Genomic DNA, 24,416 nt, shown 5'->3' with positions numbered 1-24,416 from the left:
GGTTGCGGCAAAAGCGCAAGAGAGGAAAAGGGTTCGATTGACGAAAGACGGCGCAAAATCTAACGCTATGCCGGCCGATAAGCCCCCGAGGAGACTGCGATGATCGAATTTGCCGCTGCAAGCGGGCCGCGCCTGATGCTTGATGAAACATCGGTGCTGGATATCGGCGGCTGCACCGTCGAAGGTGTCGATATCGCGCCGAAGCGCGCCATTCCCGACGACGGCGATCCGCGAATCGACCACTCGCTCGAAGGTTTCCTGTTCACCTGCGGGCCGGACCATATCCGCCATCGCCAGCCGATCGGCGGCCGTTCCGACGGCAAGGTCTATCCGTTGCACGGATCGGCCTCCGGCCATGCGGCCAAGGTGCTGTGGACGAAATACGAAAACGGCAATGCCGAATGCCGCGCCGATATCGACATCACCACCGTCGAGGGGCTGCCGCAGCGCATCGAGCGGCTGTGGCGGATCGATGGGGCGACCGGCGAGGTGCAGCTTGAGGATCGGGTCGTCAATACGAGTGATCGCACGGTGCCGACCTTCCTGATGTATCACATGAATACCGGCGGCAAATGGCTGGACGGGGGCACGCTGCTTGAAGGCCGGATGCTGGAGAATGGCGGTTTTCCCTGGACATTCGGTGAGGAGCCGGGCGGCATCTTCTGCGTTCCGGCGCCGCCGACGGAGGAAGGCTTCGCGGAGATCCGGCTTGGACCCATTGCCGCGGTCGGCGGCAGGACGCTCCGTGTGCGCTTCCGCGCCGATACGCTGCCCCATCTACAGGTGTGGCGGAACCAGCAGGCGCCGGCCCATATCATCGGCATCGAACCGGTCTCGCATCGCTGGGTGTCCCGCGACGAACTCGAGGCGGCCGGTGAATTCAACATGCTGGCACCCGGCGAGAGCCGCAGTTATGCACTGACCTTCGCCTTCCTCTGAGCGAAGTGTTGTTGACGCTCGCGGGCCTCCCGTCGTAGACCTTCAGCCCACGATTTTGAGGAGACAAGACGATGGATATTCGCCAGATCGACGATGAATATTCGGTTTCGGGCCAGATCACGCTTGAAGAGCTCGACGAGATCAAGGCGCTGGGGTTCAAATCGATCGTCTGCCACCGCCCCGACCATGAGAGCCCCGACCAGACGTCGTTCTCGGTCATCGAGGCGCGCGCCAAAGAGCTTGGCCTCGATATAGCCCATGTGCCGGTTGGACCGATGGGCGTGACCGAGGAAGCGGTGCAGGGCATGGTCGACGCGCTCGACGAATTCCCGCGGCCGATGCTCGGTTACTGCCGCTCCGGCGCACGCTCGACGGCGATCTACCAGAAGACCCACCATATCCGTGGCTAGCCCCGTTAGCTGAGCCCGTTCAGGGTGCCGGATTCTCCGGCGCTGCAGCGCAGCGCCGCCACCTTCGATCACTCAGGAGACTATGATGAGCATTAAGCGTATCGACGTCGGCGCGCGCATGAGCGGCGCCGTCATTCACGGCAACACTGTCTATCTCGCAGGCCAGGTCGGTGAGGGCGAAAGCGTCACCGATCAGTGCAAGTCTTCGCTTTCCGAAGTCGACCGCCTGCTGGCTGAGGCCGGCAGCAACAAGTCGAAGATCCTGCAGACGATCATTTATCTCTCCGACATCGCCGATTTCGCCGAGATGAACGCAGTCTGGCAAGGCTGGATCGATCCGGCCAATCCGCCGGCCCGCGCGACCAGCGAAGCCAAGCTCGCTGCGCCGAAATACAAGGTCGAGTTCATCGTTACGGCCGCGATCGACTGAGGTCACCGCGGGATTGTGCGTGAAAGCCGGTGGGGAGACCTACCGGCTTTTTGTTTGTGCGATTTCCGAGAGTGTGCGCGTCGGCGTGATCGCCTCGGGATCGAGTTTGATCTCGATGATCGCCGGCTTGCCGCTGGCGCGCGCCCGCTCGAAGGCTGGGCCGAATTCCGCCGTTTGCTCTACCGTCTCGCCGTGCCCGCCATAGGCGCGGGCAAGGGCTGCGAAGTCGGGATTGGTCAGGTCGGTGCTGCTGACGCGGCCGGGATACTCGCGCTCCTGATGCATGCGGATCGTGCCGTAGATACCGTTGTTGACGACGACCGCGATGATCGCCAAGCCGTAGCGGATGGCGGTGGCGAATTCCTGGCCGTGCATCAGGAAACAGCCGTCGCCGGCAAAGCAGATGACCTCTCGCTCGGGAAAGAGCCGCTTGGCAGCGACGGCGGCCGGCAGACCGTAACCCATCGAGCCGGAGGTGGGGGCGGCTTGGGTGTTGAAGCGGCGAAAACGATGGAAACGGTGCACCCAGGTGGCATAGTTGCCGGCGCCATTGGTGAAGATCGTTTCCGGCCCGGTATTGGCCTCCAGCCACTCCATGATCGGCCCCATATGAACCGGGCCAGGACCTGTCGCTGGCGGCTTCGACCAGGAAAGATAGGCCTGATGCATACGCCTCGTGCGCTCGGCCCAGTGCGGCTCGGCCGGCGCTTCCAGATCGGCGAGCGTTGCGAGGAAATCGGCGGGCGCCGCGCATATGGCAAGATCCGGGCGATAGATACGGCCAAGTTCGGATGCGTCAGGATGGATGTGCACCAGCGATTGCTGGGGGTAGGGGATATCGATCAGCGTATAGGACGAAGACGGCATTTCCGACATGCGGGCGCCGAGCAGGATAAGCAGGTCGCTCTCCTTGATCTCCTTGGCCAGCGCCGGATTGATGCCGATGCCGACATCGCCGGCATAGCAGGGATGAAGATGATCGAACAGCATCTGCCGGCGGAAGGAGCAGCCGACCGGCAGTTGGAAACGCTCGGCGAAGCTTGCAAAGTCGGCGACGGCGTCGGCATCCCAGCGCGTGCCGCCAAGGATCACCATCGGCCGTTCGGCCTTCAGCAGTCTCACATAGAGATCGTCGATCTGGCTGCGGCCGGGATGCGCCTCGACGCTGACATAGTGCTTGGCGCGGGGTGCCTCGACCTCGTCGCGCAGCATGTCCTCCGGCAGCGTCAGCACGACAGGGCCGGGCCGGCCCGAGGTTGCAACCGCAAAGGCGCGGGTGACGAACTCGGGAATGCGGGCGGCATCGTCGATCTCGCCCACCCATTTGGCGAATTCGGTGAAGGCGCGGCGGAATTCGACCTCCTGGAAGGCCTCGCGCTCGCGGGCTTCTCGCTGCACCTGGCCGATGAAGAGGATCATCGGGATCGAATCCTGTTTGGCGATATGCAGGCCGGCAGAGGCGTTGGTGGCGCCGGGGCCGCGGGTCACCATGCAGATGCCGGGTTCGCCGGTCAGCCTGCCCCAGCAATCCGCCATCATCGCCGCTCCGCCCTCCTGGCGGCAGACGACGACGTCGATCTCGCTGTCGCGCAGGGCGTCGAGAACGGCGAGAAAACTCTCACCGGGCACGCAAGAGAGACGCTTGACGCCGTTCGCCTTCAGCGCCTCGACGATCAGTTGCCCGCCCGTCTTTTTCATGACAATGCCCTCTTCATGCCGATACCTTCCTCTCGCGCTCGGCGAGTTCCGCCAGAATTTCTTCGCTGTGTTCGCCGAGACGCGGGCTCGGCCTGATGTAAGACAATGGCGTTTCCGACAGCACCACCGGCGTCCTGACTCCGGGGATCACGGTTCCCACGGCATCCGCGAGGTCAACGCGCAGGCCGCGGGCCTGTACCTGCGGATCGGCAAACATCTCGTCGATCGTGTTGATCGGACCGGCGGGAACCGCATTCTCCTCGCAGGCCTTCAGCAGATCCGCCTTCCGCCATTTCAGGGTCTCGGTCGAGATGAGGCGCCGGACCTCGCCGCGATTGGCGACCCGGGCCTTGTTGGTGGCGAACCCCTCGTCGCCGGCGATGGCGTCAAGGCCGAGGATGGTGCAGAGGCGCCGGAACTGGCCGTCGTTTCCGACCGCCAGAATGAGATAGCTGTCTGCTGCCGGCACGACCTCATAGGGGGAGATATTCGGATGGGCATTGCCGAGGCGGGTGGGTGCCTTGCCGGAGACGAGGTAATTCATGTTCTGATTGGCGAGCACGGCCGATTGCACATCGAGCAGGGCCATGTCGACGAGCTGGCCGTCGCCTGACTTGAGCGCGTGGATCAGGGCAGCCTCGATTGCCGAGACGGCATAGATGCCGGTGAAAATATCGGCGATGGCAACGCCTGCCTTCATCGGCTGGCCGTCCGGCTCGCCGGTGATCGACATGAAACCTGACATGCCCTGGACGATGTAATCATAGCCCGCGAGGCTGGCATAGGGGCCGGTCTGGCCGAAGCCGGTGATCGAGCAATAGACGAGTTTCGGGTTCACCTGGCGCAGGCTGTCGTAATCGAGCCCGTATTTGACGAGGCCGCCGAGCTTGAAATTCTCGATCACCACATCGGCGGTGGCGACGAGGCGGCGGACGAGATCCTGACCTTCGGGGCTCTTCAGATCAGCAGTAATGGAGCGCTTGCCGCGATTGGCGGCGTGGTAATAGGCGGCCGAGAGGTTTTCGCCATCGGCGCCCTCGACGAAGGGCGGCCCCCATTGGCGGGTGTCGTCACCGCCGTCAGGGTTTTCGACCTTGATGACGTCGGCGCCGAGATCGGCGAGCATCTGTCCCGCCCAGGGACCGGCGAGCACGCGGGCAAGCTCGATCACCCGGATGCCGGCAAGCGGCGGCTTTTTCGTCGTCATATTTCCTCGTCCGTTTCTACGGCGCCAGTGTCGCCTCAGATGTATCGGATACAGGCTTTGAAGCAAAGCGGCGCTCGCGCCAGAGGATGTAGAAGCCCGACGCCATGATGATCATGATGCCGAGCCATTTGACCGCATCCGGAAAGTCGCCGAAAACCAGCCAGGCGAAGATCGTCGCCGAGACGATCTCGAAATATTGCAGCGGCGCCAGCGTCGATGCCGGCGCTGCGCGATAAGCATAGACGCCGAAGATGCCCGCTATCGCGGCCATGGCGCCGACGCCTGCGAGGTAGAACCAGGCGCGGCCTTCAGGCATGACGGGGTCGAAGAGATCGGAACCGCTTCCTTCGCCTGCAAAAAGCAGGATGGCGCAGAAGATAAGGCCCCAGATGCCCATCTGGAACTGCATCGCCCAGGGATCTTCCCGGTGCGAGAGGACGCGGGTCATCAGTACGAAGATCGCGATGCAGAGTGCGCTGAGGACGGGCAGGAGCGCGACGTAGCCGACTTCGCTGAAACTCGGCTGGATGATCAGCATTGCCCCGAGGAAGCCGACGCCGCAGGCGGTATATCGCCGCCAGCCGATCGTTTCCTTGAGGAAAATACCGCCGAGGATGGTCAGCATGATCGGCTCGACGAAGAAGATCGCAATCGCGTCGGCGACGGCCATATATTTCAGCGTGGTGACGAAGGAGATCATCGAGACCGTGATGATCGCGCCGCGGATGGCATGGAAAAGGCTCTGGCGCCAGGAGAAGTCGGTGAAGCTGCGCCGCCATATGACGATTGGCAGCATGCAGAGCGCCTGTAGGGCAAAGCGGGCGGCGGTGATCTCGGCAGACGGGATCGTGACGACGGCAAGCTTGGCGAAGATGTCGATGAGCGGTGAGACCATTACCGAAAGAAACATCAGCGCAAGCCCCGTGGTCACGTCGGAGGCTGAGGAAACGGGGCGGGCGGCGGTGCTGCTCATGATGGGATCTCTCCGGCTCAGGATTTTGCGACGGCCTCGTCGCACCAATCCGCGAAGGCTGCGGTTGCCGCATCTGCGCCGATCTCGTTCAGCGTTTCGTGCCGCATGTCCCGATATATCTCAGTGCTGATACGAGAGAAGCCCCGGGCTTTCAAATGGTTTGACAGCCAGACGATGGCTTTTCCACGCTCCGTCGCCGGGTCCTCGCCGCCGCCGACCAGATGGATCGGCATGTGGCGCGGCAGCCGGTCCAGATGAGGCTTTTGCGGCGCGCGAAACGTCAGTTCGAAGAGATCGAGCCAGAGCGAGACCGAGGCATCGAAGCCGCAGAGCGGATCGGCAATATATTTGTCGACTTCGGCGGGAAGCCGCGAGAGCCAGTCGAACTCAGTGCGGCACCCCGGGATCGACTTTCCCCAGGCGCCGAAGGTGAGTTTCGGCAGGAGGCCGCTCGGCACGTCTGAGCCCTTCAGCATGCGCTCGGCAAGCAGGATCGCCTGAGCGGCGCGCCCGGCAAGACCGACGGCGAAATTCGAATTCCAGACAGCGACGGCGTCGAAATCGACAGGCACCGTGACCGCGGCGTTGAGGGCGATGAGGCCGCCCATCGAATGGCCGAAGAGGATCACCGGCAGGCCGGGATGGCGCAAGGCCGCATGGGCACGCATGGCGATGACGTCGCCGATCACCTTTTCGACGCCGTCCCGTCGGGCAAAGCGGCCGACCGGCGCGTCGGGTGCCGTCGTCTCGCCGTGGCCGCGGTGGTCGTGGGCATAGACGTGATAGCCGCGCGCCGCCATCGCCTCCGCAAAAGCGCGATAGCGTTTCGAATGTTCGGCGAGGCCGTGCGATATCAACAGGATGCCGTGTGCCGGGCCAGCGGCCTCGGCATGGTGATAGGCGAGCGACGCCCCTGGCGCGGCGAGCCTTTGCGTTTCAGAAAACATGTCGGTCCTCCCTGCGGTAACAGAGCAGATCGCTGGTGTATAATTCCCTAAATCGAAACCGATTTAAGAGCGAAATCATGCAGCAATTCCAAGTGCTGCAGTGTCCTGCATGCGCCTGAAAAGGTGCGGTGCTCTCGGCAAATGCAAGATGGGTTTCGGCTTATTGGGTAACAAATTGCAGCAGCGTCGCGATTCAGGGTTGCGAGCTTTTAATCTTCGTGCTTATTTGTTCCTGTATTGTTCTTTTTTGGGGGTTGAAATGAGCAGCATGCAGTTGCGTACCTTGTCGTTCGCTTTGTCGATGGTTGTTGCCGGCGCCGCCGTGGCGCAGGAGGCCGGCGGGCGCACCCGTTTTATACTTTCGGCAAGCTGGCAGCCGGCTTTTTGCCAGACGAACCAGAAGAAGGCCGAATGTGCGAGCCAGACCGGCGAGCGCCCGGATGCGACGAATTTCTCGTTGCACGGGCTCTGGCCGATGCGACAGAATTATTGCGACGTCAGCGCCGAGCAGAAGGCCGCCGACAAGGACGGCAGCTGGAACACCTTGCCGGCGGTCACGCTTTCGGCCGAGACGCAGACGGCGCTGGCAAAGGCGATGCCCGGAACGCAATCCGGTCTGGAACGGCATGAATGGACAAAGCACGGAACCTGCACGAAAATGAACGCCGAAGATTATTTCGGCGTCGGCGTGCATCTCCTGGGCGCGCTCAACACGTCGGCCGTGCGCGACCTTTTCGCCGCCAATATCGGCAAGCCGGTCAAGGCCGAGGCGATCAAGGCAGCTTTCGACAAGAGCTTCGGGCCGGGTGCCGGCGAGCGCGTCAAGATGAGCTGCCGGCGGGCCGGCAATGTCAAGCTGATCAGCGGGTTGACCATCGGGCTTTCGGAGGCCGCCGGGGCGGCGTCGGCGAAAAGTGCTGCGCTTGCCGATCTGATCCAGGGGGCGGGAAAAACCTCCTTCGGCTGCGACGAGGGCATCGTCGATGCTGCGGGCTTTTGACCGGAAATCCTGAGTAAACCGGGTTTCGGCGTTGCCCGCAGGCGCTGTTTCGCCTACATAGCGGCACGATCGAAGTTTCCCGCCCGGAGCAGCGCAGTCATGGCACGTCAGTTCATCTATCATATGTCCGGCCTCAACAAGGCCTATGGCAACAAGAAGATCCTGGAGAACATCCACCTTTCCTTCTACCCGGATGCCAAGATCGGTATTCTCGGGCCGAACGGCGCCGGTAAATCCACCGTGCTGCGCATCATCGCCGGCCAGGACAAGGAATTTACCGGCGAAGCCTGGCTCGCCGAAGGAGCGACGGTCGGCTACCTCGAGCAGGAGCCGCATCTCGATGCCAACAAGACTGTGTTCGAAAACGTCATGGAAGGCGTTGCCAAGAAGACGGCGGTGCTCGAGCGCTACAACGAGCTGATGATGAACTATTCCGACGAGACGGCGGAAGAGGGATCGAAGCTTCAGGACATTATCGACAGCCAGAATCTGTGGGATCTGGAAAGCCAGGTCGAGATGGCGATGGAAGCCCTGCGCTGCCCGCCGCGCGACGCCGATGTCACCAGCCTTTCCGGCGGTGAGCGCCGCCGTATCGCGCTCTGCCGCCTGCTGCTTTCGCAGCCGGACCTGCTGCTGCTCGACGAACCGACCAACCACCTGGATGCCGAGACGATTGCCTGGCTCGAAAAACATCTGCGCGACTATCCGGGCGCCGTGATGATGATCACCCACGATCGCTACTTCCTCGACAACGTCACCGGATGGATCCTCGAACTCGACCGCGGCCGTGGCATTCCCTACGAAGGTAACTATTCGGCCTACCTGCTCGCCAAGGCCAAGCGCATGCAACAGGAAAACCGGGAAGAGGCGGGCCGCCAGAAGGCGATCAGCCGCGAACAGGAATGGATCGCCTCCAGCCCGAAGGCGCGTCAGGCAAAATCCAAGGCGCGTATCAAGTCTTACGAACAATTGGTGGAGGCTGCCGAAAAGCAGCGTCCCGGCGACGCGCAGATCATCATCCCGGTCAGCGAGCGCTTGGGACAGGTGGTCATCGAGATGGAAGGCATCACCAAGGGCTTCGAGGGCCGTACGCTGATCAACGACCTGTCGATCAAGCTGCCGCCGGGCGGCATCGTCGGCATCATCGGCCCGAACGGCGCCGGCAAGACGACGCTGTTCCGCATGATCACCGGCGAGGAGACGCCGGATGCGGGATCGGTCCGCATCGGCGAGACGGTCCATCTCGGTTATGTCGATCAGAGCCGCGATGCGCTTGACGGCAGCAAGACGGTCTGGGAGGAAATCTCCGGCGGCGCGGAAATCATCAAGCTCGGCAAGTTCGATATGAACTCCAGAGCCTATTGCGGCGCCTTCAACTTCAAGGGCGGCGATCAGCAGCAGAAGGTCGGCAATCTCTCGGGCGGCCAGCGCAACCGCGTTCACCTTGCCAAGATGCTGAAGGCCGGCGGCAACGTCCTGCTGCTCGACGAACCGACCAACGACCTCGATACGGAAACCCTCGGTGCCCTGGAAAGCGCGCTTGAAGCGTTTGCCGGCTGCGCCATCATCATCAGCCACGATCGCATGTTCCTCGACCGTCTGGCGACCCACATTCTGGCTTTCGAAGGCGAGGGCCATGTCGAATGGTTCGAAGGCAACTTCGAAGATTATGAACAGGACAAGGTTCGTCGCCTTGGCCCCGACGCGCTCAACCCAGGCAGCCAGGCCCATAAGCGCCTGACGCGCTGATCCCAGCCATTTTCGTTAGTGAGAAGCCCCGGTTTTGCCGGGGCTTTTTCACGTCTGGCCTGTCGCAATTTGAGCAGGCAATTTCGCTAGAGCGCGAATTGCCGCTTGTCACCGTCTTTCAAATCACATAAAGATATCTTTATATCTTGATTGGATCGAAGATGGGTGAACCGTTGAAGCTTGGACTGGATGCGCTGGTGGACGTCTTGAAGGCGGCCGGCGAGCCGACGCGTCTGCGGCTCCTGGCGCTTCTCGACGGCGGCGACCTGACGGTGACCGATCTTACCGAAATTCTCGGCCAATCCCAGCCCCGCATCTCCCGCCATCTGAAGCTGCTCGGCGAGGCCGAACTGATCGAACGCTACCAGGAAGGCGCCTGGGCCTATTTTCGCCTCAAGCAGGACGGCAAGGCGGCAATGCTCGTGCGGGCATTGCTGAAGCATGTCTCCGAAAACGATCCGACCGTCCTTCGCGACGGCGAACGGCTGTCGCAGGTGAAGCGCCAGCGCGCCGAGCGGGCACAGGCCTATTTCAGCCGCAACGCGGCTGAGTGGGACGAGCTTCGCCGCCTGCATGCCGCCGACGAGGAGGTCGATGCCGCCGTCATCCGGCTGCTCGGCGGTCAGCCGATCGACTCGCTGCTCGATCTCGGCACCGGCACCGGCCGCATCCTCGAACTTCTCTCCGGGCTCTACCGCCGGGCGGTCGGCGTCGATGCCAGCCGCGACATGCTGAGCGTGGCCCGCGCCAATCTCGACAAGTCTCGCATCACCAAGGCTACCGTGCGCCACGCCGACATCCTGAACCTGCCGTTCGAGGGTCAGGATTTCGATCTGGTGACGATCCATCAAGTGCTGCATTTCTTCGACCAACCGGAGATTGCGATCGCGGAAGCGGCGCGCATGCTTCGGCCGGGTGGCCGGCTCGTGGTCATCGACCTTGCGCCGCACACGCTCGAATATCTTCGCGACGAGCATGCGCATGTCCGTCTCGGTTTCTCACACCAGGCGATATCCGACTGGCTGCACAGGGCCGGGCTCGACGTCGAGCAGGTTGTCGATCTTCATCCGGGTCAGCCGAGCGGACAGGGGTTGACGGTCACCGTCTGGCTCGCGCGCGATCCGAGGCGCCTTATGGCTTCGCAGACAAGCGAAGGCGCCGAACCTATATTTGCCGGGAGAATATGACATGGCTTTGAATAACGAGGCACGCGGCCGCAATATCGGGATCTCTTTCGAATTCTTCCCGCCGAAATCGGAGGAGATGGAAGGGCAGCTCTGGGATACTGTCAGCAAGCTGCAGGACTGGGACCCGGATTTTGTCTCGGTGACCTACGGCGCCGGCGGCACCACCAAGGCGCCGACGCTGACCGCCGTCACGCGTTTTCTTGCGCAGACGCCGCTCGCCACCGCTTCGCATCTCACCTGCGTCGGCGCGACGAAGGAAGAGACGCATCAGATGATCGAGACCTTCCGCAAGGTCGGCGTGACGCATTTCGTGGCTTTGCGCGGTGATGCGCCCGGCGGCGCCGGCGCGCCCTATCAGCCGCACCCCGGCGGTTACGCCAACGCGGCGGAGCTGGTGGCCGGCCTCAAAGCGATCGGCGATTTCGAGATTTCGGTTTCCGCCTATCCGGAAAAACACCCGGAAAGCCGCGATACGGCCGCCGATATCGAGATGCTGAAGCGCAAGGCCGACAACGGCGCCGACCGGGCGCTGACGCAGTTCTTCTTCGACAACGACAATTTCGAGCGTTACCTTGAGAAGGTGCGCGCTGCCGGCATCTCGATCCCCGTTGTGCCCGGCATCATGCCGATCCAAAACCTGACACAGCTGAAGCGTTTCGCCGGCGCCTGCGGCACGATCATCCCGGCCTTCCTCGATGAGCGTTTCGCCGGCTTCGACGACAAGCCCGAGGAGCGCGCCAAGGTCGCAGCCGATGTCGCCGCCGAACAGATCGAGGATCTCGTCCGGCGCGGCATCCATGACTTCCATCTCTACACGATGAACCGCGCGCCGCTGGTTTCCGCCGTGCTCGACAATCTCGGCTTTTCCCGCCGGGCGGCAAAAAGCGCGGGCGCGGCCGCCTGATCTTTCCAATTCGAAAGTGAAAAAGCGCATGTCGGGCGGGACATGCGCTTTTTCATTGGCGGATTGATCAGGGGAGTTCAGGTACTACCAGTCGTTACGCTTCCGTCGGCCGACTCAGATGAAGAGCATGGACAAGACGAAAGCAAACGCTGCACTGACCAACAGAACATTCAAGGATTGCGTGAGTCCCATGTCTGTCTCCTCGCGTTAACCGGACGATAATATGTCGGAAATATGTCGGTTGGGAAGCGGATTCTATGCTGCGCTGCCGAAGGGCGCGGTGGACAAGTCGAAGAGGCTATCGGCAAGCCGTTGAAACTAATCGATTATATTCGATAATTTTTTGTTCACAGATTTTAACATGCCGTTAAATCCGGCGATTGCCAGTTTACCTATGCGCCCAAAACATGGCGAGCGGCCAACCGGTTGAAAACACGTGGAATTCACAACCGATATCAGGTGGTCTTCGCCAGCAGGCGATAGGCGCGGCCGTCGAGAATGACGAGGCCGAAACCGATCAGCGCCATGCCGGCGAATTCGCCCGATGTGAGCCTTTCGCCGAGGAAAAGCACGCCGAGAAGGATGGCGCTCGGCGGCACCAGCAGGGTGACGAGCGAGGCGTTGGTCGCGCCGGCTGCCGCCATGATCCGGAAATAGAGGATATAGCCGAACGCGGTCGACAGCAGCGCCAGTGCCATGATGGCAAGCAGCGCATCAAGCGGCGGCGCGGCCAGCGTCCAAGGGCGATCTGCGAGCAGCGATAGCGGCAACGCGATTAGCGAAGAGGCGGTCAACTGGCCGGCAGCGGTGACCGGAGCGGGAACATCCCTGAAACGTTTGCCGTAGGTCGCGGCGAAACCATAAGAGACGGCGGCAAGCACGGGGAGCAGCAGCGCCCATAGCGGCGCCTCGCCGCCGGCCGAGATGCCGGGACCGATCAGCACGATCGTTCCGGCGAGACCGACGAGGCAGCCGGCGATTTTCGCCGATGAAAGCTTTTCGTCTGATGTGAAGTAATTGGCAATGAGCACCGTCCAGATCGGTGTCGTTGCGTTCAGGATCGCCGCGAGGCCGGCGCCGATGCGGGTCTGCCCGAAGAAGATCAGGGCATGCGGCAGGGCATTGTTGATCAGCCCAAGGATCAGGAATTCGCGCCAGCGGGCTTTGAGGATCGAGTAGAAATCGAAGCGGCCGGCGATATAGATATGCAGCGCCAGTGCGGCGATCAGCAGCCTGAGGAAGACCAGGGTCAGCGGCGGCACATGCTGGACGGCGATGCGGGCAAAGAAGAAGGAGGCGCCCCAGATCAGGCCGAGTAGGACCAGCAGGCTCCAGGTCCAGGCATTCATTCTGCTGTCCACGCTGCTTCCTCCACCGTAGGCCGGTCGTTTAGGAAGACCGGCACCCGCTTCGGATATGATGCTTAGCGCAGACGGTGGACCGCGCCACCCGTTTCTTGCGAAGCGGACGGCGGTTGGCTGTCAGAGGTGATCAGAGAGCGTTGAGAAGGGCAGGTGTTGCCCAGCCGTCGGCCGGCATGCCGAGGCGCTGCTGCTCCTTCTGGATCGCCACACGCGTGCCGGAGCCGAGGATGCCGTCGATCTCGCCGACATCGTGGCCGAGCGACTGCAGTTTGGTTTGCAGCGTCTTCATCTGGTCGCTGGCGAGCCCCTGTTCCGGAACGCCCTTGAGATAGGGCTCGGCGCCCGAAAGACGCGTCCCGAAATAGGCGGCCGACGTCGTGTAGATGAACGACTTGTTCCATTCGAGATAGATCTTGAAATTCGGGTAGGCGATGAAGGCCGGTCCCATGCGGCCCTGCGGCAGCACCAGATCGCCTTCAAGGTTGCCGAAGGCCGTATTGCCGTCACGCGGCTTGACGCCGAGCGCGAACCACTCGCCGGCCCTCATCGTGCCGCCGAGCCCGGATTTCTCCCAGGGCAGGTTGTCCGGCACGGTCACCTCTTGCAGCCAAGGCTGGCCACGTTCGAAGCCGAGATGCTGGATGAATTTCGCTGCCGTCAGGATGGCGTCCGGGCCGCTCTGCTTCAGGCGGATATGGCCGTCGCCGTCGCCGTCCATGCCATAGGCAATGATGTCGCGCGGCAGCATCTGCACCTGGCCGATTTCGCCGGCCCAGGCGCCGGTATTGGTGGCGGGGTCGAGGTCGCCGTGCTGAACCATCTCGACGAGCGCGATCAGCTGCGGGCGGAAGAGTTCGGGGCGGCGGCAATCATGCGACAGCGTCACCAGAGCATTGCGGGTATTGAAATCGCCCTGGACGGCGCCGAAATCGGTTTCCATCGCCCAGAAGGCAGTAATGACGCCGGAGGGAACGCCGAATTCCTGTTCGGCGCGGGCAAAGACCTCGGCATATTGCTTCATCTTCTGGCGGCCGATGTCGAGGCGGGCCTGGCTGACGGTGCGCTGAGAGAATTCGAGGAAGGTCTGCTTGAAGACGCCCTGGGCCCGATCTCGGCTCAGAACCTTGGGATCGATCTCGGCGCCGGCGAAGGCGGCGTCGGCGGCTGCCGCACTCGCGCCAGCGGCAACCGCATCCTTCTTGACGCCTTCAAGGAAGGCGGAGAGATCGCCGCCGCAGGGCGCTGCCGGTGCTGCGTCCGGCACCTGCTGGGCGGCCGCTCCGCCGGCAAGGGCGAGGGCAAACAGAAGAGCGAGTGCAGAGCGGCTTGCGAGCGAGCGGTGCATGGATGCGGTCCTTATATCAAACAGATTGCCGTCGCTTTCACAGAGGAATGTGACGGGAGCAAGAAACATCGGAAGACGTTACTAAGAATTTCTATCCTTGGAAACGGCCGCAACCCAATTGTTCCAGTTCTTTGCACTGCCGGCAAAGACATTGATATCGGTGGGACCGCTGATACCGGGAATGACGCCGGTCGAGGTATATTGCCAGAAGGCCCAGCGGCGGTCGGAATAGGTCACCTCGGGGTGTTTTGCCACCGAACGGACCCAGAAATGATAGTCCTGGAAGTAGCCGGCCAGATTGTCACGGTGGAAATCGACCGAGGTGTAAATAATCGGGCGCTTGCCATAATAGGCCTCCAGCCGGTCCATGAAACGCTGCATTTCGGCGCGCACGGTTTCCGGATCGGGACGATAGCGGCAGGTCTTCGATTCGGCGTTCCATTCGACATCGAGCACCGGCGGCAGGCGCATGGCCTCCTTCGGCACGTTGCGGATGAACCAGTCGGCCTGCTGATCGGCCGAGGAGCAGAAATAATAGAAATGATAGGGCGCATGCGGGATGCCGGCGGCGCGGGCCTCGCGCCAGTATTCGTCGAAGCGCGGATCGACCCTGTCCTTGCCTTCGGTCGCCTTGATGAAGGCGAAGCCGACACCAGAATTCTTCACCGTCGCCCAGTCGATATCGCCCTGCCATTTGGAGATGTCGATGCCATGGACCTGGTTCTGCTGCGGATGCTTGGGGCCGAAATCCTGCGGATCGGTATCCTTGAAACGCATCTTCGGCTTGATCGATGCCGTTTCGAGATAGTCATGCCCGGAGGAGGAGCAGCCGGCCAGCAGGATGGCCAGGGGCAAAACGCAAAACAAAAGCCGGCGCATGGGCGTCCCGTCGTAACTCGAATGATCTCTTTGCCCCACAGCCTGACCTTCGAAAAAGACGAGTCGGCAGAGGATAACCCTCTTTTCACCATATCAACGTAAAAATTCGGTTAGTTTCAAGCGAATTATGAGCTCTTGCTGATAATCGCGGCCCGCCAGGCATAACCGCCGCCAACGGTATCGAACAACAATCTCGCGTTGTTTTCATGGGCTTGCGCTTCCAGGACCTCGCGCAGATCGGGGCGCGGAGTGACGTGGAATTTCGCAAGCCATGACTGCAGCATGCGGCGGAACCAGCCGGGCAGGCCCTCCTGCTGGCCGAAATCGACGATGTGCAGCTGACCGCCGGGGTTGAGTGCGGCGATCGACGCATCGACGGCGCGCTCCCAGTCCGGGATCATCGACAGGGCATAGGAGATCAGGATGCGGTCGAAGCCGCTGACGCCGAATTCGCGCGGCGTGAACGCCGTGGCGTCGGCGACGCGGAATTCCGGGATGGTCGCCTTGGTGGCGAAGGTCTTGCGCGCCGAAATCAGCATTTCCTGGGAGATGTCGAGGCCGAACAGCTTGGCGGTCGGGAAATGCCGATGGGCGAAGGCCATGTTACGCCCGGTGCCGCAGCCCACTTCAAGCAGGGTGCCGCCCTCGGGCACGTCGAGATTGCGGATCGTGCTGTCACGACCGAGAAGGTAATATTTGCGGGTCAGGTCGTAGATATGGCGCTGATAGCGGTACATGCCATCCATCAGGCTGGCATGTTCGCCGCTCTTTCCTGCCGTTTCGGTGCCGACCTTGCTCACGCCTTCTTCCCGTAGATGTGGAAACCGCCATAAATTGCCGAGCGATCGAGCGCGGTCAGCTCACGCGACTTCTCCTCGAAGTAATCCCACTGGTCGCGGATGGGGGAAGATAGGCGGCCTTCGATGATGCTCTTTTCGGCGGCGGTGCGGAAGATCACGCGGGCGCCTTCACGCGCCGTGCGGTTGATTTCCCGCCAGACATCGTTCAACTGCTCGTCCGTCATCCAGTCCTGCGCGTCGAGCAGGATGTAGCGGTCGCGCGAGGCGGCCGGCTCGCGGGCCAGAAGCTCGGTGAAGCTTGCATGATGGACGTTGACGCGGTCGATATTGGCGCGGATCACCTCGTAGTGCTCCGATTTCAGATAGGTCGGCAGCGGGCCTTCCTCTTCGGTACCGTAGCGGCGGCCGAAGGCCTGCCAGGCGAAATAGTTGTCGCACATAGGGAAATGACAGGCGAGTTTTTCCAGACGATGCTTCAGCACCGGTGCGATCGAATGATCGGCGGCGAGGTTGGCGAGCTCGTCATATTGCTGCGGTGGAATGCCGAGGCCGAAGAGCGAGCTCTTGCGGCCGGTGATCCAGCGCACGACCGGCTTTTCGAACAGCGGCGCGATCTGCTCTTCGAAGAACTGGCGCTGCTCTCGGATCGAGCGGGTCTTGGTCATCTCGCGCAGCTTGACGCCATGCAGGCGGGCAAGAAGGTGGGCTGCGCCGATGAAGCGGCCGAGCAGGCCGGTTTCGTAGATGTTGCGGTTGAAGACGGTAACGCGGCGGCGGCCGAACTTGCGGCCGTTCCAATAGCTGCGGGTCGCCTCATCGAGCTTGGCGGCGAGATGCTGGTCGTAGGCGCGGCTGTTCGACTTCTCGTTCGGCATCGCCAGGAAACGGACGAGATCGGTATGGCCGGGAAGATGCTTGAAGGCGGCAAGCTTCAGGCGGTTCAGCGCGATGTGGTGCGGATTGAGATCGACGACGTCGATCGAGGCCGGCGCCTTGGAGAGATAGGCGAGCATATTGCAGCCGCCGGAGCCGATGGTAACGATGCGGTGGTTGGGCTTCAGCTCCATCGCCTGCATGTCGAGATCCGGATCCTCCCAGATCTGCGGATAGACGAGGCCGGAGAAGAGAAGGCCGAAGAGACGCTCGGAAAAACCATCCTTCGAAAAAGCCTTGTGGCGGAGAAGGGCGTCCTTGAGTTTCCGGTTCTTGCGGAAGCCGGCATCCGGTGCAAATTCTGACATGAGTCTGTCACCTTTTTAGCGTTCAGGGCGTGTAACGCGCCACTGCTACAGTTTGATGACGTGGGCTGTGGGCGCCGTTCTCCGGAGTGATCGCCCTCCTGGTAAAGTGATCGAAATGACGACCCTTCTCCGCCGCGGCCCCTTTCCGGCGCGTGCAATTCCTGCTTCTCTCGGGCATGGAGGAATGCCATGCGATTTGTCCTGCGTATGCTGAAGGCGCTTGCTCTCCTTATCGTTCTCGCCGTCATCGGCGTCGCCGGCTGGCTCTTCGTCCAGCCGCCGGAATTGCTGCGTGTCGGCGACGGCTATGCCGCCAAGATCGTCTGCTCCAACGTCTTCATATCAGGCCGGGAGGCCGAGGAGGTGCTCCATGATGATGTCCAGGCGCCCGGAAATCCGCTGCTGCGGCTGGTGCGCGTCAGTGTCGACCGCGACGACGATCGTGTGACGGCGCGCTTCATGGGACTGTTTGCGCCGAGTTATGCGCTCTATCGTGGCGCTTTCGGCTGCACGAGCGTGCCGGACGGCAATTTCGAGGCGGCGGCGAATGCGGTGCCTTTCAATGCGCCGGCGAGGGCGGAGGTGAACGAGGCTCTGTGGCCTGAGGGTGACGGCGCCGACGATCGGCCGGACGGGAAGATCGCCGCGCTGCTTGCCGATGAAAGAGTAGCCGGCCCAGCCATGCGGGCGATCGTGGTGGTGCGCAACGGCCGCATCGTCGCCGAAACTTATGGCGCCGGCTTCTCGGCGAAGACACCGTTGATCGGCTGGTCGATGACGAAGACGGTGAATGCTGCGATCCTCGGCCGGCTGATGCTCGACGGCAAGATCTCATTCGACGATGATAATCTGCTGGCGCAGTGGAAGAACGATGCGCGCGCCAGAATCAAGGTCTCCGACCTGCTCGGCATGGAGAGCGGACTTGCCTTCAACGAGGATTATGGTGATGTCGCCGATGTGACGCGCATGCTTTATCTCGATCCCGACATGGTATCGCTGCCGGCCAACGCACCGCTGGAGGCGGCGCCGGGTAAGCGATTTCGCTATTCGAGCGGCACGGCGGTGCTCTTGTCGCGCATCTGGATGGATCGGGTCGGCCATGCACAGGCGGCCTTTTCCTATCCTGATGACGCGCTGTTTTCGCCGCTCGGCATGACCAGCGCCGTGTTCGAACTCGATGCGCGCGGCACGTTCGCTGGAAGCTCCTATCTCTACGCGACGGCGCATGACTGGGCGCGCTTCGGCCAGTTCCTGCTGCAGGATGGAGTCTGGGACGGTCAACGGCTGTTGCCGGAAGGTTTTGTCGGCGCCATGCGCACTCCGACCGCAGCGTCGAACGGCCGCTATACACAGGGCCAGGCTTGGCTCGCGCCCGGCGACCCGAGTGCTAAGTTCGGGCTGCCCGAGGATACGTTCTGGCTGACGGGGCATGACGGGCAGAGCATGGCGATCGTGCCGTCCGCCAATCTGGTCGTCATCCGCCTTGGGCTGACGCCGAGCCGGCTCGGTTATCAGCCGCAAACGCTTCTCCAGGCGATCCTGGCGACCTTGCCGCAACCGGGAGAGCAACAACAGCAGGCCGGATCGCAACAGCCAGCGCAGCCGCAGCGATAGGCGGCCTTCGTCGTTTCAGTCGTTCTATTGCTTAATAGTTGCCCTGGGCGATGTCGGTCATGCCCTTGCGCTTGGCGTCGTAATAGTAGCCGCGCGCATAGAGGCGAACGGCATCGTCTTCCTTGCTGTCGGAGACGAGCCAGGCGCCGCGCAGATATTTTGCGGCATATTTGATGTTGGTCTCGGCATCGAAAAGACCACCGGGGGCGCCGTCATACCCCATGGATTTCGCGGTGTTGTACTTGATCTGCATGAGGCCGAAATAGCCGCGCTTGTTGTAGGCCTTGGCGTTGTAGCGGCTCTCGCGGTGGACGATGCGGTGGAGCAGCGTCTCGGGAATTTCGTAGAGCTTCGAATATTTCTGAATGAGTTTGGTGACGAAGCTCTTTTCGACGGTCGGGGCATCGTCTTTGTCGTCGTCGCTGAACATCGGCGGTGCCGTCGGCGGATCGATCGGCCCGGATTCATCGAACCCGTAGTCCATGCTGGGACGCGGCGTCGTATCGACTGCGGCAAGTGCCGCAAGCGCGCCGTTTTGCGGTGTCGCGGCAAAGGCAAGCTGCGTCGTCGGCTGTGCCGGGGCTCCCGGACGCGGCGTCGGCACCACGGACTGGATCGCCGTCATTTCGGGCGTCAGCGGAATTTGCGCATAGACTGCCGGCTGCACGGTGAGGTCGGCAGGCTGAGAGGCTGTCACGGGCGGCATCGCCATCGCGGTCAGGGAGGGGGATGCCTGAGGGAGGGTGGCACCGGCGACCGCCTGACCGGCTGTGCCTTCGGCTGTCGGAATCGCGGCAAGCGTGGCGTCTTCCCCGGGTTTCGGCATCGGCACAACGGTCTGGGCGGCTGTCAGTTCGGCCTGAGATGTGTATTCGACGCTGGCGCATCCCGTCATCACGCCGCAGAGTATCGTCGAAACGACAAGACTGCGTTTCAGGCCGGATAATCCGATCGCTACCATTCCGCCACTTTCGTGAAATCGCGCCGCCCCGGCAGCGTATAAAAGTTACTAAAAACCTTAAGCCCTGGTGACCCCATTAACCTATTTGTGACATTCCGGCAACCACGCAATGTTACTAGGCTGCAATACGGCGATACCCGGCCGTTACGGCGCCTGCCGCGATGAGCAGCGTACCGCCGGTACGGTTTACGGCGCGCTGGATGCTCGCCTTGCGAATCAGCCCGCGCGCGGTATGGGCGAGAAACGCATAGGTGGAAGCGTTGAGGATCGCCAGTACGAGGAAAGTGGCCTCCATGATCGCCATCTGACCGACGAAGGGCAGGGCTGGATTGAGGAATTGCGGCACGAAGGCGACGAAGAAGATAATGCTCTTCGGATTGAGGGCGGTGACGACATAGGCGTGGAGGAAGATCTTGAGCGACTTCTCTTCCGGCAGATTGTCGTTGTCGGCAACCGGTTCGCCGATGATGGGAGCGCGCCACAGCTTGATTCCCAGCCAGATCAGGTAGGCGCCGCCGATCCACTTCAAGACGGTGAAAAGGGTGGCGGAGGCGGCCAGGACGGCGCCGAGACCAAAGAGAGACGCCGTCATCGCGGCGAAGTCACCCAGCGCCACGCCGCTTACCGTCGCAAACGCAGTCCTGCGGCCATGACCGAGCGCATAGGAAACGACGAGCAGTATCGTCGGCCCTGGTATGGCCAGCATGATAGCGGATGCGGCTGCAAAAGCGAGCCAAGCTTCAAGTGACATGGTGTCTCCTCCTTATTCCTCGGGAACAAGCAAAGACATCATATTAACCATCCGTCAATCACGCGTCTTTGTATTTCTGGCCTATATTGTCCATGACTTCGGCAAACCATGCCGTCGAAAGGTCAAAAGCCTTGCCCCCCTTGATGCGCGGAAATTCTATAGTGCGCAATTTACCGTTCTGCGCTTCATCATGACCGGTGACGCCGGAGACTTTGTTGAGCGCGCTTTCGACGGCGAGATCGACCATGCTTTGGATCAGCCTGAGGTCGTCGCCGTTGGCAGGCGCCGAGCGGGCGAAGTAGCCTGATTTCTGCACGAGCGAACGCTCGGCGTTCAAAAGGCTGGCGAACTGCTTCTGGAACCAGGCGCCGACATTGATCGTGTCGATCTTCACATGGCCGAAGGCGTCGCGCTTGACGGTCTCGCCGGCGGCTTCGCGCTCAGTGACGATGGCGTCGAGGCAGGCTCCTTCGGAGACGAAGACCGTGGCGTGACCGTTGCGGTCCATGCTCTCCTTCAGGCGGGCAGCCTCGGCGTCGAGGTCGAAGGCCATCTCAGGCAGGTAGACGGCGTCGATGCTCTTCAAATGTGCGTTCATCATCAGGCCGTCGACATACTGGTTGCGGCTGGTGCGCTGGAGATAAGCGCGGGCGGTAGCGGCCGTCAGCCAGCCGCAATGGCGGCCCATGACCTCGTGGATGACGAGGGTGCGGGGCGCGGCCGTCTGCTCGTTGCCGACATTGTCGAAGAAATGCGCGCCGACTTCGGCGGCCGTCCAGGCGCCGAGCGACTGGCGGATCGGCACGACGTCGTTGTCGACAGTCTTCGGCAGGCCGACGACTGTGAGGTTGTAACCGTTGGCGGCGAGATAGGCGGCAAGGTCGGCGGCCGTGGTGTTGGTGTCGTCGCCGCCGATCGTGTGGAGAATGGTGATACCATCATTGGCGAGGCGTTCGGCGGCAATCCGCAGCGGGTTCTCGCCTTCCTTAACCAGGCCGCGCTTGACGCAATCGGCGGCGTTGGTGAGCTTGACGCGGCTGTTGCCGATCGGCGAGCCGCCGTAGCGATGCAGCAGCGGCGCCTTTTCGCGCATGTCGCGGGTGATCTCGATGCTGTCGCCGAGCAGGACGCCCTGGTAGCCGGACTTGTAGGCGACGATATCAAGGTCGGGGGCGATGTCGCTGTAGCGTTCGATGAGGCCGCCGACGGCGGAGGAGAGACAGGGCGCAAGGCCTCCGGCGGTCAGCATTGCAACTTTCTGCTTGGCCATGATCCCTCCTATGGCGTTTCGGTGCGGCGGCTTCAGCTATAGGCGTCGCATCAAAGTCGTTTCAAGCGATGCGCTTAGCTCATTGTTTTTATGCACGTCGTTATCCCGGAACCGCTGCACTTCCGGGCGAAATGCATGAGCGCATGGATGCGGCAGGGAAAGGAGCCTGTAAAGTAAAGAATTTACGAAAAAGCGCCTTTCTGCCGCGTAGTGACCGGAAGAACTGATATAATCGTTTCAAGCCGGTTCTGACTGACGAGAACAGTTGTGGAAATTGCCGGCGTGGCGCGCGCCGTAGCGGACGTGCCGAGTGCACGAGAATCCATTGCTGCGGTGCGACAATTACAAAATCGTGAAAACTGTGTTCGGCGCTACGACCAATAGCCGCCTTGCAAAGGCTACGATTCTTTGGTCAAGCTATCTGCATATAAGTTGACAAGCATGCGAGAGATTTCGATGTCCTTCTGGGAAAAACTGTTGAATGCCATTGGCAATACCGCGGGCAATGCGCTGTCTGCGGTGGTCGAGGCTATCCGAACAGTTTTCGAAGGCGATCCCGAGACCCGGCGCAAAGTGGCTTTCTCCGTGGCGATCATCGCGCTGTCAGCCAAGATGGCCAAGGCCGACGGCATCGTCAGCGAAAAGGAGGTCGAAGCCTTCCGGGAAATCTTCGAATTCCCACAGGACCAGGCAAAGAACGTCGCCAGGCTTTACAACCTCGCACGCCAGGACGTGGCCGGCTACGAAGCCTATGCCGAACGGCTCTCGACGCTCTGCGTTACCTGCGCGGCCAATTGCACCGTGCTGGAAGACGTGCTCGACGGCCTCTTTCACATCGCCAAGGCCGATGGGCTGATCCACGAGAAGGAACTGAATTTCCTCAGCCATATCGGCGAGATCTTCCAGATGAGCGAGACCCGCTTCGAGCAGATCGCCGCGCGCCATGTCTCGTCCGGCCGTGATCCCTACAAAGTGCTCGGCGTCTCGCCGTCGGATGATTTCCCGACCATCCGTCGCCGCTACCATGGCCTCGTCAGCGAACATCATCCCGACCGGCTGATCTCGCGCGGCGTGCCCAAGGAATTCCACGTGATCGCCAACGAACGCATGGCGGCGCTGAATGCAGCCTATGCGGCGATCGAGAAGGAACGCCGCGCCGCATGACCTCGTTCGAGGCCGACTGCAGCAGCGCCCGCGTGCAGCCTTCGCCAAACCACGGCGAGCGGGCGGACGGGCGCCGTCCAGACATGGTCCTGTTGCACTATACCGGCATGCCAACGGCAGATGGCGCGCTCGACTGGCTCTGTCGCGCCGAAAGCCAGGTTTCCAGCCACTATTTCGTGCATGAGAACGGCGAGGTGGTGCAGCTCGTACCGGAGGCGCGGCGTGCCTGGCACGCTGGAAAGAGCAGTTGGCAGGGCGAGACGGACATCAATTCGCTGTCGATCGGTATCGAGATCGACAATGCCGGCCATCCCGGCGGGCTTCCCGATTATCCGAATGAGCAGGTCGCCGCGGTGATCGAATTGTGTCGCGACTGTGTCAAACGTTGGTCGATCGCGCCGGAACGGGTCCTTGGGCATTCCGATGTAGCCCCGATCCGCAAGGTCGACCCGGGCGAAAAATTCCCCTGGGCAGAGCTTCACCGGGCGGGCATCGGGCACTGGGTCGAGCCAGCAACGATCACCGGCGGACGCTTCTTCCAGCAGGGTGACGCCGGCCAGCCTGTCGAAGCGCTGCAATCGATGCTGTCTCTCTATGGTTACAGCACTGAAATCACAGGTCAATTTTCCGAAAAGACGGCCGGCGACGTGGAAGCTTTCCAGCGCCATTTCCGTCCCGAACGGGTGGACGGCATCGCCGATTTCTCGACGATCGACACGCTGCACCGTCTGCTGTCGGCGCTGCCGCGTTATTCCTGACCGAAAGAGCCGGACATCAGGGCGGTATTCTCGCGATGGCCGTGAAAACCACCTCGCCACATCATTTCCCTATTATCTCCTCATTGCGATGGTCTAAGAACGCCCGCTGAACAGCGCTCGCGGCTTTTTCAAGTGTAACGATGAGCGCCAAATGAAACGATAAGAATTGCTGCGGAACGCGATCAATCCCTGGTCACGTATAACCGGATGACGGCGAGGCGCGCAGTCCTGCAATTCTATGGGTCGGAGTGAATAGACTACATGAAGAATATGATTGTTGGTGCTGCGGCATGCGTTGGCATGCTGCTGGCGGGATATAGTTTTGCCTTGGCTGGGGATGACTGGGGTGCAAGGGCTGAAACCATCTCGTTGAAAACCGTCGATCGCCAGAGCGGTTATGCCATGCCGGATTTTTCCACGAGCACTCCCTATGCCGTGCTGATCAATAAATATGCGGCCGAATACAATGTGCCCGTCGCGCTCGCCCAGGCTGTCGTGCGTGTCGAGAGCAATTTCAATCCGAATGCCCGCGGCAGTGCCGGCGAAGTCGGCCTGATGCAGATCAAGCCGGCGACGGCGCGGATGATGGGTTATTCCGGTACGAAGAAGGGCCTGTTCGATCCCGAGACCAACATCAAATACGGGATGAAATATCTGGCGGCCGCCCATCAGCTCGGTGGCGGGCAGACCTGCAACACCATCCTGAAATACAATGCCGGCCATGCAGCCACCCGCATGAACCCGGTGTCTAAAACCTATTGCGGCAAGGTGCTTGCGATGCTCGATTGAGCTTCGTCAGACGGGTCGGGAGAAATTTCTTTCCGG

23 protein-coding genes are annotated in these 24,416 nt (G+C 61.7%); 11 read left to right on the top strand and 12 right to left on the bottom strand.

All coding sequences use genetic code 11. The annotated features are described in order from the left end of the window. Positions 1–99: 99 nt before the first annotated feature. The 3 genes from GR197_RS17730 (at position 100) to GR197_RS17720 (ending at position 1,779) form a co-directional block, all read left to right on the top strand. Positions 100–939, top strand: a complete 840-nt coding sequence (locus GR197_RS17730; protein ID WP_164011766.1) for a DUF4432 family protein — start codon at positions 100–102, stop codon at positions 937–939. A 71-nt stretch (positions 940–1,010) separates the two neighbouring features. Further along, positions 1,011–1,349 (top strand): TIGR01244 family sulfur transferase, encoded by a 339-nt coding sequence (locus GR197_RS17725; protein WP_164011764.1) that lies wholly within the window; start codon positions 1,011–1,013, stop codon positions 1,347–1,349. Positions 1,350–1,434: 85 nt separating this feature from the next. Beyond that, entirely contained in the window at positions 1,435–1,779 is a 345-nt protein-coding gene (locus tag GR197_RS17720; protein WP_164011762.1) for a RidA family protein, read from the top strand. 39 nt (positions 1,780–1,818) lie between these two features. Here GR197_RS17720 and GR197_RS17715 read toward each other — a convergent pair whose 3' ends face one another. Genes GR197_RS17715 through GR197_RS17700 form a run of 4 tightly spaced genes read right to left on the bottom strand, consistent with a single transcriptional unit; the run spans position 1,819 to position 6,604 of the window. Further along, positions 1,819–3,477 carry a thiamine pyrophosphate-binding protein gene (locus tag GR197_RS17715; RefSeq protein ID WP_164011760.1) on the bottom strand — a complete coding sequence of 553 codons (1,659 nt, stop codon included), beginning with the start codon at positions 3,475–3,477 and terminating at the stop codon, positions 1,819–1,821. Between the two features lie 13 nt (positions 3,478–3,490). Continuing rightward, on the bottom strand, positions 3,491–4,684 hold the full coding sequence (locus GR197_RS17710) for a CaiB/BaiF CoA transferase family protein (protein ID WP_164011759.1): 1,194 nt from the start codon (positions 4,682–4,684) through the stop codon (positions 3,491–3,493). Positions 4,685–4,700: 16 nt separating this feature from the next. After that, positions 4,701–5,657 (bottom strand): DMT family transporter, encoded by a 957-nt coding sequence (locus GR197_RS17705; RefSeq protein ID WP_164011757.1) that lies wholly within the window; start codon positions 5,655–5,657, stop codon positions 4,701–4,703. Positions 5,658–5,674: 17 nt separating this feature from the next. After that, the gene (locus GR197_RS17700; RefSeq protein WP_164011755.1) at positions 5,675–6,604 is read right to left on the bottom strand and encodes an alpha/beta fold hydrolase; all 930 of its coding nucleotides are present in this window, start codon (positions 6,602–6,604) and stop codon (positions 5,675–5,677) included. Positions 6,605–6,863: 259 nt separating this feature from the next. Here GR197_RS17700 and GR197_RS17695 point away from each other — a divergent pair, with 259 nt between their 5' ends. The 4 genes from GR197_RS17695 (at position 6,864) to metF (ending at position 11,444) form a co-directional block, all read left to right on the top strand. Further along, positions 6,864–7,604, top strand: a complete 741-nt coding sequence (locus GR197_RS17695) for a ribonuclease T2 family protein (protein WP_164011753.1) — start codon at positions 6,864–6,866, stop codon at positions 7,602–7,604. Positions 7,605–7,703: 99 nt separating this feature from the next. Further along, positions 7,704–9,353 (top strand): energy-dependent translational throttle protein EttA, encoded by a 1,650-nt coding sequence (ettA, locus tag GR197_RS17690; RefSeq protein ID WP_164011751.1) that lies wholly within the window; start codon positions 7,704–7,706, stop codon positions 9,351–9,353. A 161-nt stretch (positions 9,354–9,514) separates the two neighbouring features. After that, positions 9,515–10,540, top strand: coding sequence for an ArsR/SmtB family transcription factor (locus GR197_RS17685; protein ID WP_164011749.1), 1,026 nt, complete (start codon positions 9,515–9,517; stop codon positions 10,538–10,540). A gap of 1 nt (position 10,541) precedes the next feature. Then, the gene (metF, locus tag GR197_RS17680) at positions 10,542–11,444 is read left to right on the top strand and encodes a methylenetetrahydrofolate reductase [NAD(P)H] (protein WP_164011748.1); all 903 of its coding nucleotides are present in this window, start codon (positions 10,542–10,544) and stop codon (positions 11,442–11,444) included. A 455-nt stretch (positions 11,445–11,899) separates the two neighbouring features. Here metF and GR197_RS17675 read toward each other — a convergent pair whose 3' ends face one another. From GR197_RS17675 to GR197_RS17655, 5 genes are all read right to left on the bottom strand, one after another. Further along, the gene (locus GR197_RS17675) at positions 11,900–12,805 is read right to left on the bottom strand and encodes an EamA family transporter (RefSeq protein ID WP_164011746.1); all 906 of its coding nucleotides are present in this window, start codon (positions 12,803–12,805) and stop codon (positions 11,900–11,902) included. 130 nt (positions 12,806–12,935) lie between these two features. Then, positions 12,936–14,153 (bottom strand): lytic murein transglycosylase, encoded by a 1,218-nt coding sequence (locus tag GR197_RS17670; protein ID WP_164011744.1) that lies wholly within the window; start codon positions 14,151–14,153, stop codon positions 12,936–12,938. Between the two features lie 81 nt (positions 14,154–14,234). Then, positions 14,235–15,032, bottom strand: a complete 798-nt coding sequence (locus GR197_RS17665) for a glycoside hydrolase family 25 protein (RefSeq protein ID WP_164011743.1) — start codon at positions 15,030–15,032, stop codon at positions 14,235–14,237. Between the two features lie 125 nt (positions 15,033–15,157). Further along, positions 15,158–15,832, bottom strand: coding sequence for a methyltransferase domain-containing protein (locus GR197_RS17660; protein WP_164011741.1), 675 nt, complete (start codon positions 15,830–15,832; stop codon positions 15,158–15,160). Next, the gene (locus tag GR197_RS17655) at positions 15,829–17,073 is read right to left on the bottom strand and encodes a DUF3419 family protein (protein WP_164011739.1); all 1,245 of its coding nucleotides are present in this window, start codon (positions 17,071–17,073) and stop codon (positions 15,829–15,831) included. Before GR197_RS17655 ends, GR197_RS17660 begins: the two co-directional genes overlap by 4 nt. 189 nt (positions 17,074–17,262) lie before the next feature. On the opposite strand from GR197_RS17655, the gene GR197_RS17650 reads away from it, so the two are divergent. Next, positions 17,263–18,687 carry a serine hydrolase domain-containing protein gene (locus tag GR197_RS17650; RefSeq protein WP_164011737.1) on the top strand — a complete coding sequence of 475 codons (1,425 nt, stop codon included), beginning with the start codon at positions 17,263–17,265 and terminating at the stop codon, positions 18,685–18,687. 31 nt (positions 18,688–18,718) lie between these two features. Here GR197_RS17650 and GR197_RS17645 read toward each other — a convergent pair whose 3' ends face one another. From GR197_RS17645 to GR197_RS17635, 3 genes are all read right to left on the bottom strand, one after another. Further along, complete coding sequence (locus tag GR197_RS17645; RefSeq protein WP_164011735.1) at positions 18,719–19,648, bottom strand: lytic transglycosylase domain-containing protein; 930 nt, start codon at positions 19,646–19,648, stop codon at positions 18,719–18,721. A gap of 115 nt (positions 19,649–19,763) precedes the next feature. Continuing rightward, on the bottom strand, positions 19,764–20,399 hold the full coding sequence (locus GR197_RS17640) for a LysE family translocator (protein WP_164011733.1): 636 nt from the start codon (positions 20,397–20,399) through the stop codon (positions 19,764–19,766). Between the two features lie 58 nt (positions 20,400–20,457). Further along, the gene (locus GR197_RS17635; RefSeq protein ID WP_164011731.1) at positions 20,458–21,669 is read right to left on the bottom strand and encodes a pyrophosphate--fructose-6-phosphate 1-phosphotransferase; all 1,212 of its coding nucleotides are present in this window, start codon (positions 21,667–21,669) and stop codon (positions 20,458–20,460) included. Positions 21,670–22,125: 456 nt separating this feature from the next. On the opposite strand from GR197_RS17635, the gene GR197_RS17630 reads away from it, so the two are divergent. The 3 genes from GR197_RS17630 (at position 22,126) to GR197_RS17620 (ending at position 24,380) form a co-directional block, all read left to right on the top strand. Further along, on the top strand, positions 22,126–22,833 hold the full coding sequence (locus tag GR197_RS17630; RefSeq protein WP_164011729.1) for a J domain-containing protein: 708 nt from the start codon (positions 22,126–22,128) through the stop codon (positions 22,831–22,833). Next, complete coding sequence (locus tag GR197_RS17625; protein WP_164011728.1) at positions 22,830–23,591, top strand: N-acetylmuramoyl-L-alanine amidase; 762 nt, start codon at positions 22,830–22,832, stop codon at positions 23,589–23,591. The genes GR197_RS17630 and GR197_RS17625 overlap by 4 nt, the downstream gene beginning before the upstream one ends. A gap of 261 nt (positions 23,592–23,852) precedes the next feature. After that, entirely contained in the window at positions 23,853–24,380 is a 528-nt protein-coding gene (locus GR197_RS17620; protein ID WP_007630080.1) for a lytic transglycosylase domain-containing protein, read from the top strand. Positions 24,381–24,416 lie beyond the last annotated feature (36 nt).

This window comes from Rhizobium phaseoli (assembly GCF_010668805.1).
Taxonomy (GTDB): Bacteria; Pseudomonadota; Alphaproteobacteria; order Rhizobiales; family Rhizobiaceae; genus Rhizobium; species Rhizobium phaseoli_A.
This window is presented reverse-complemented; position numbering and strand designations above follow the sequence as displayed.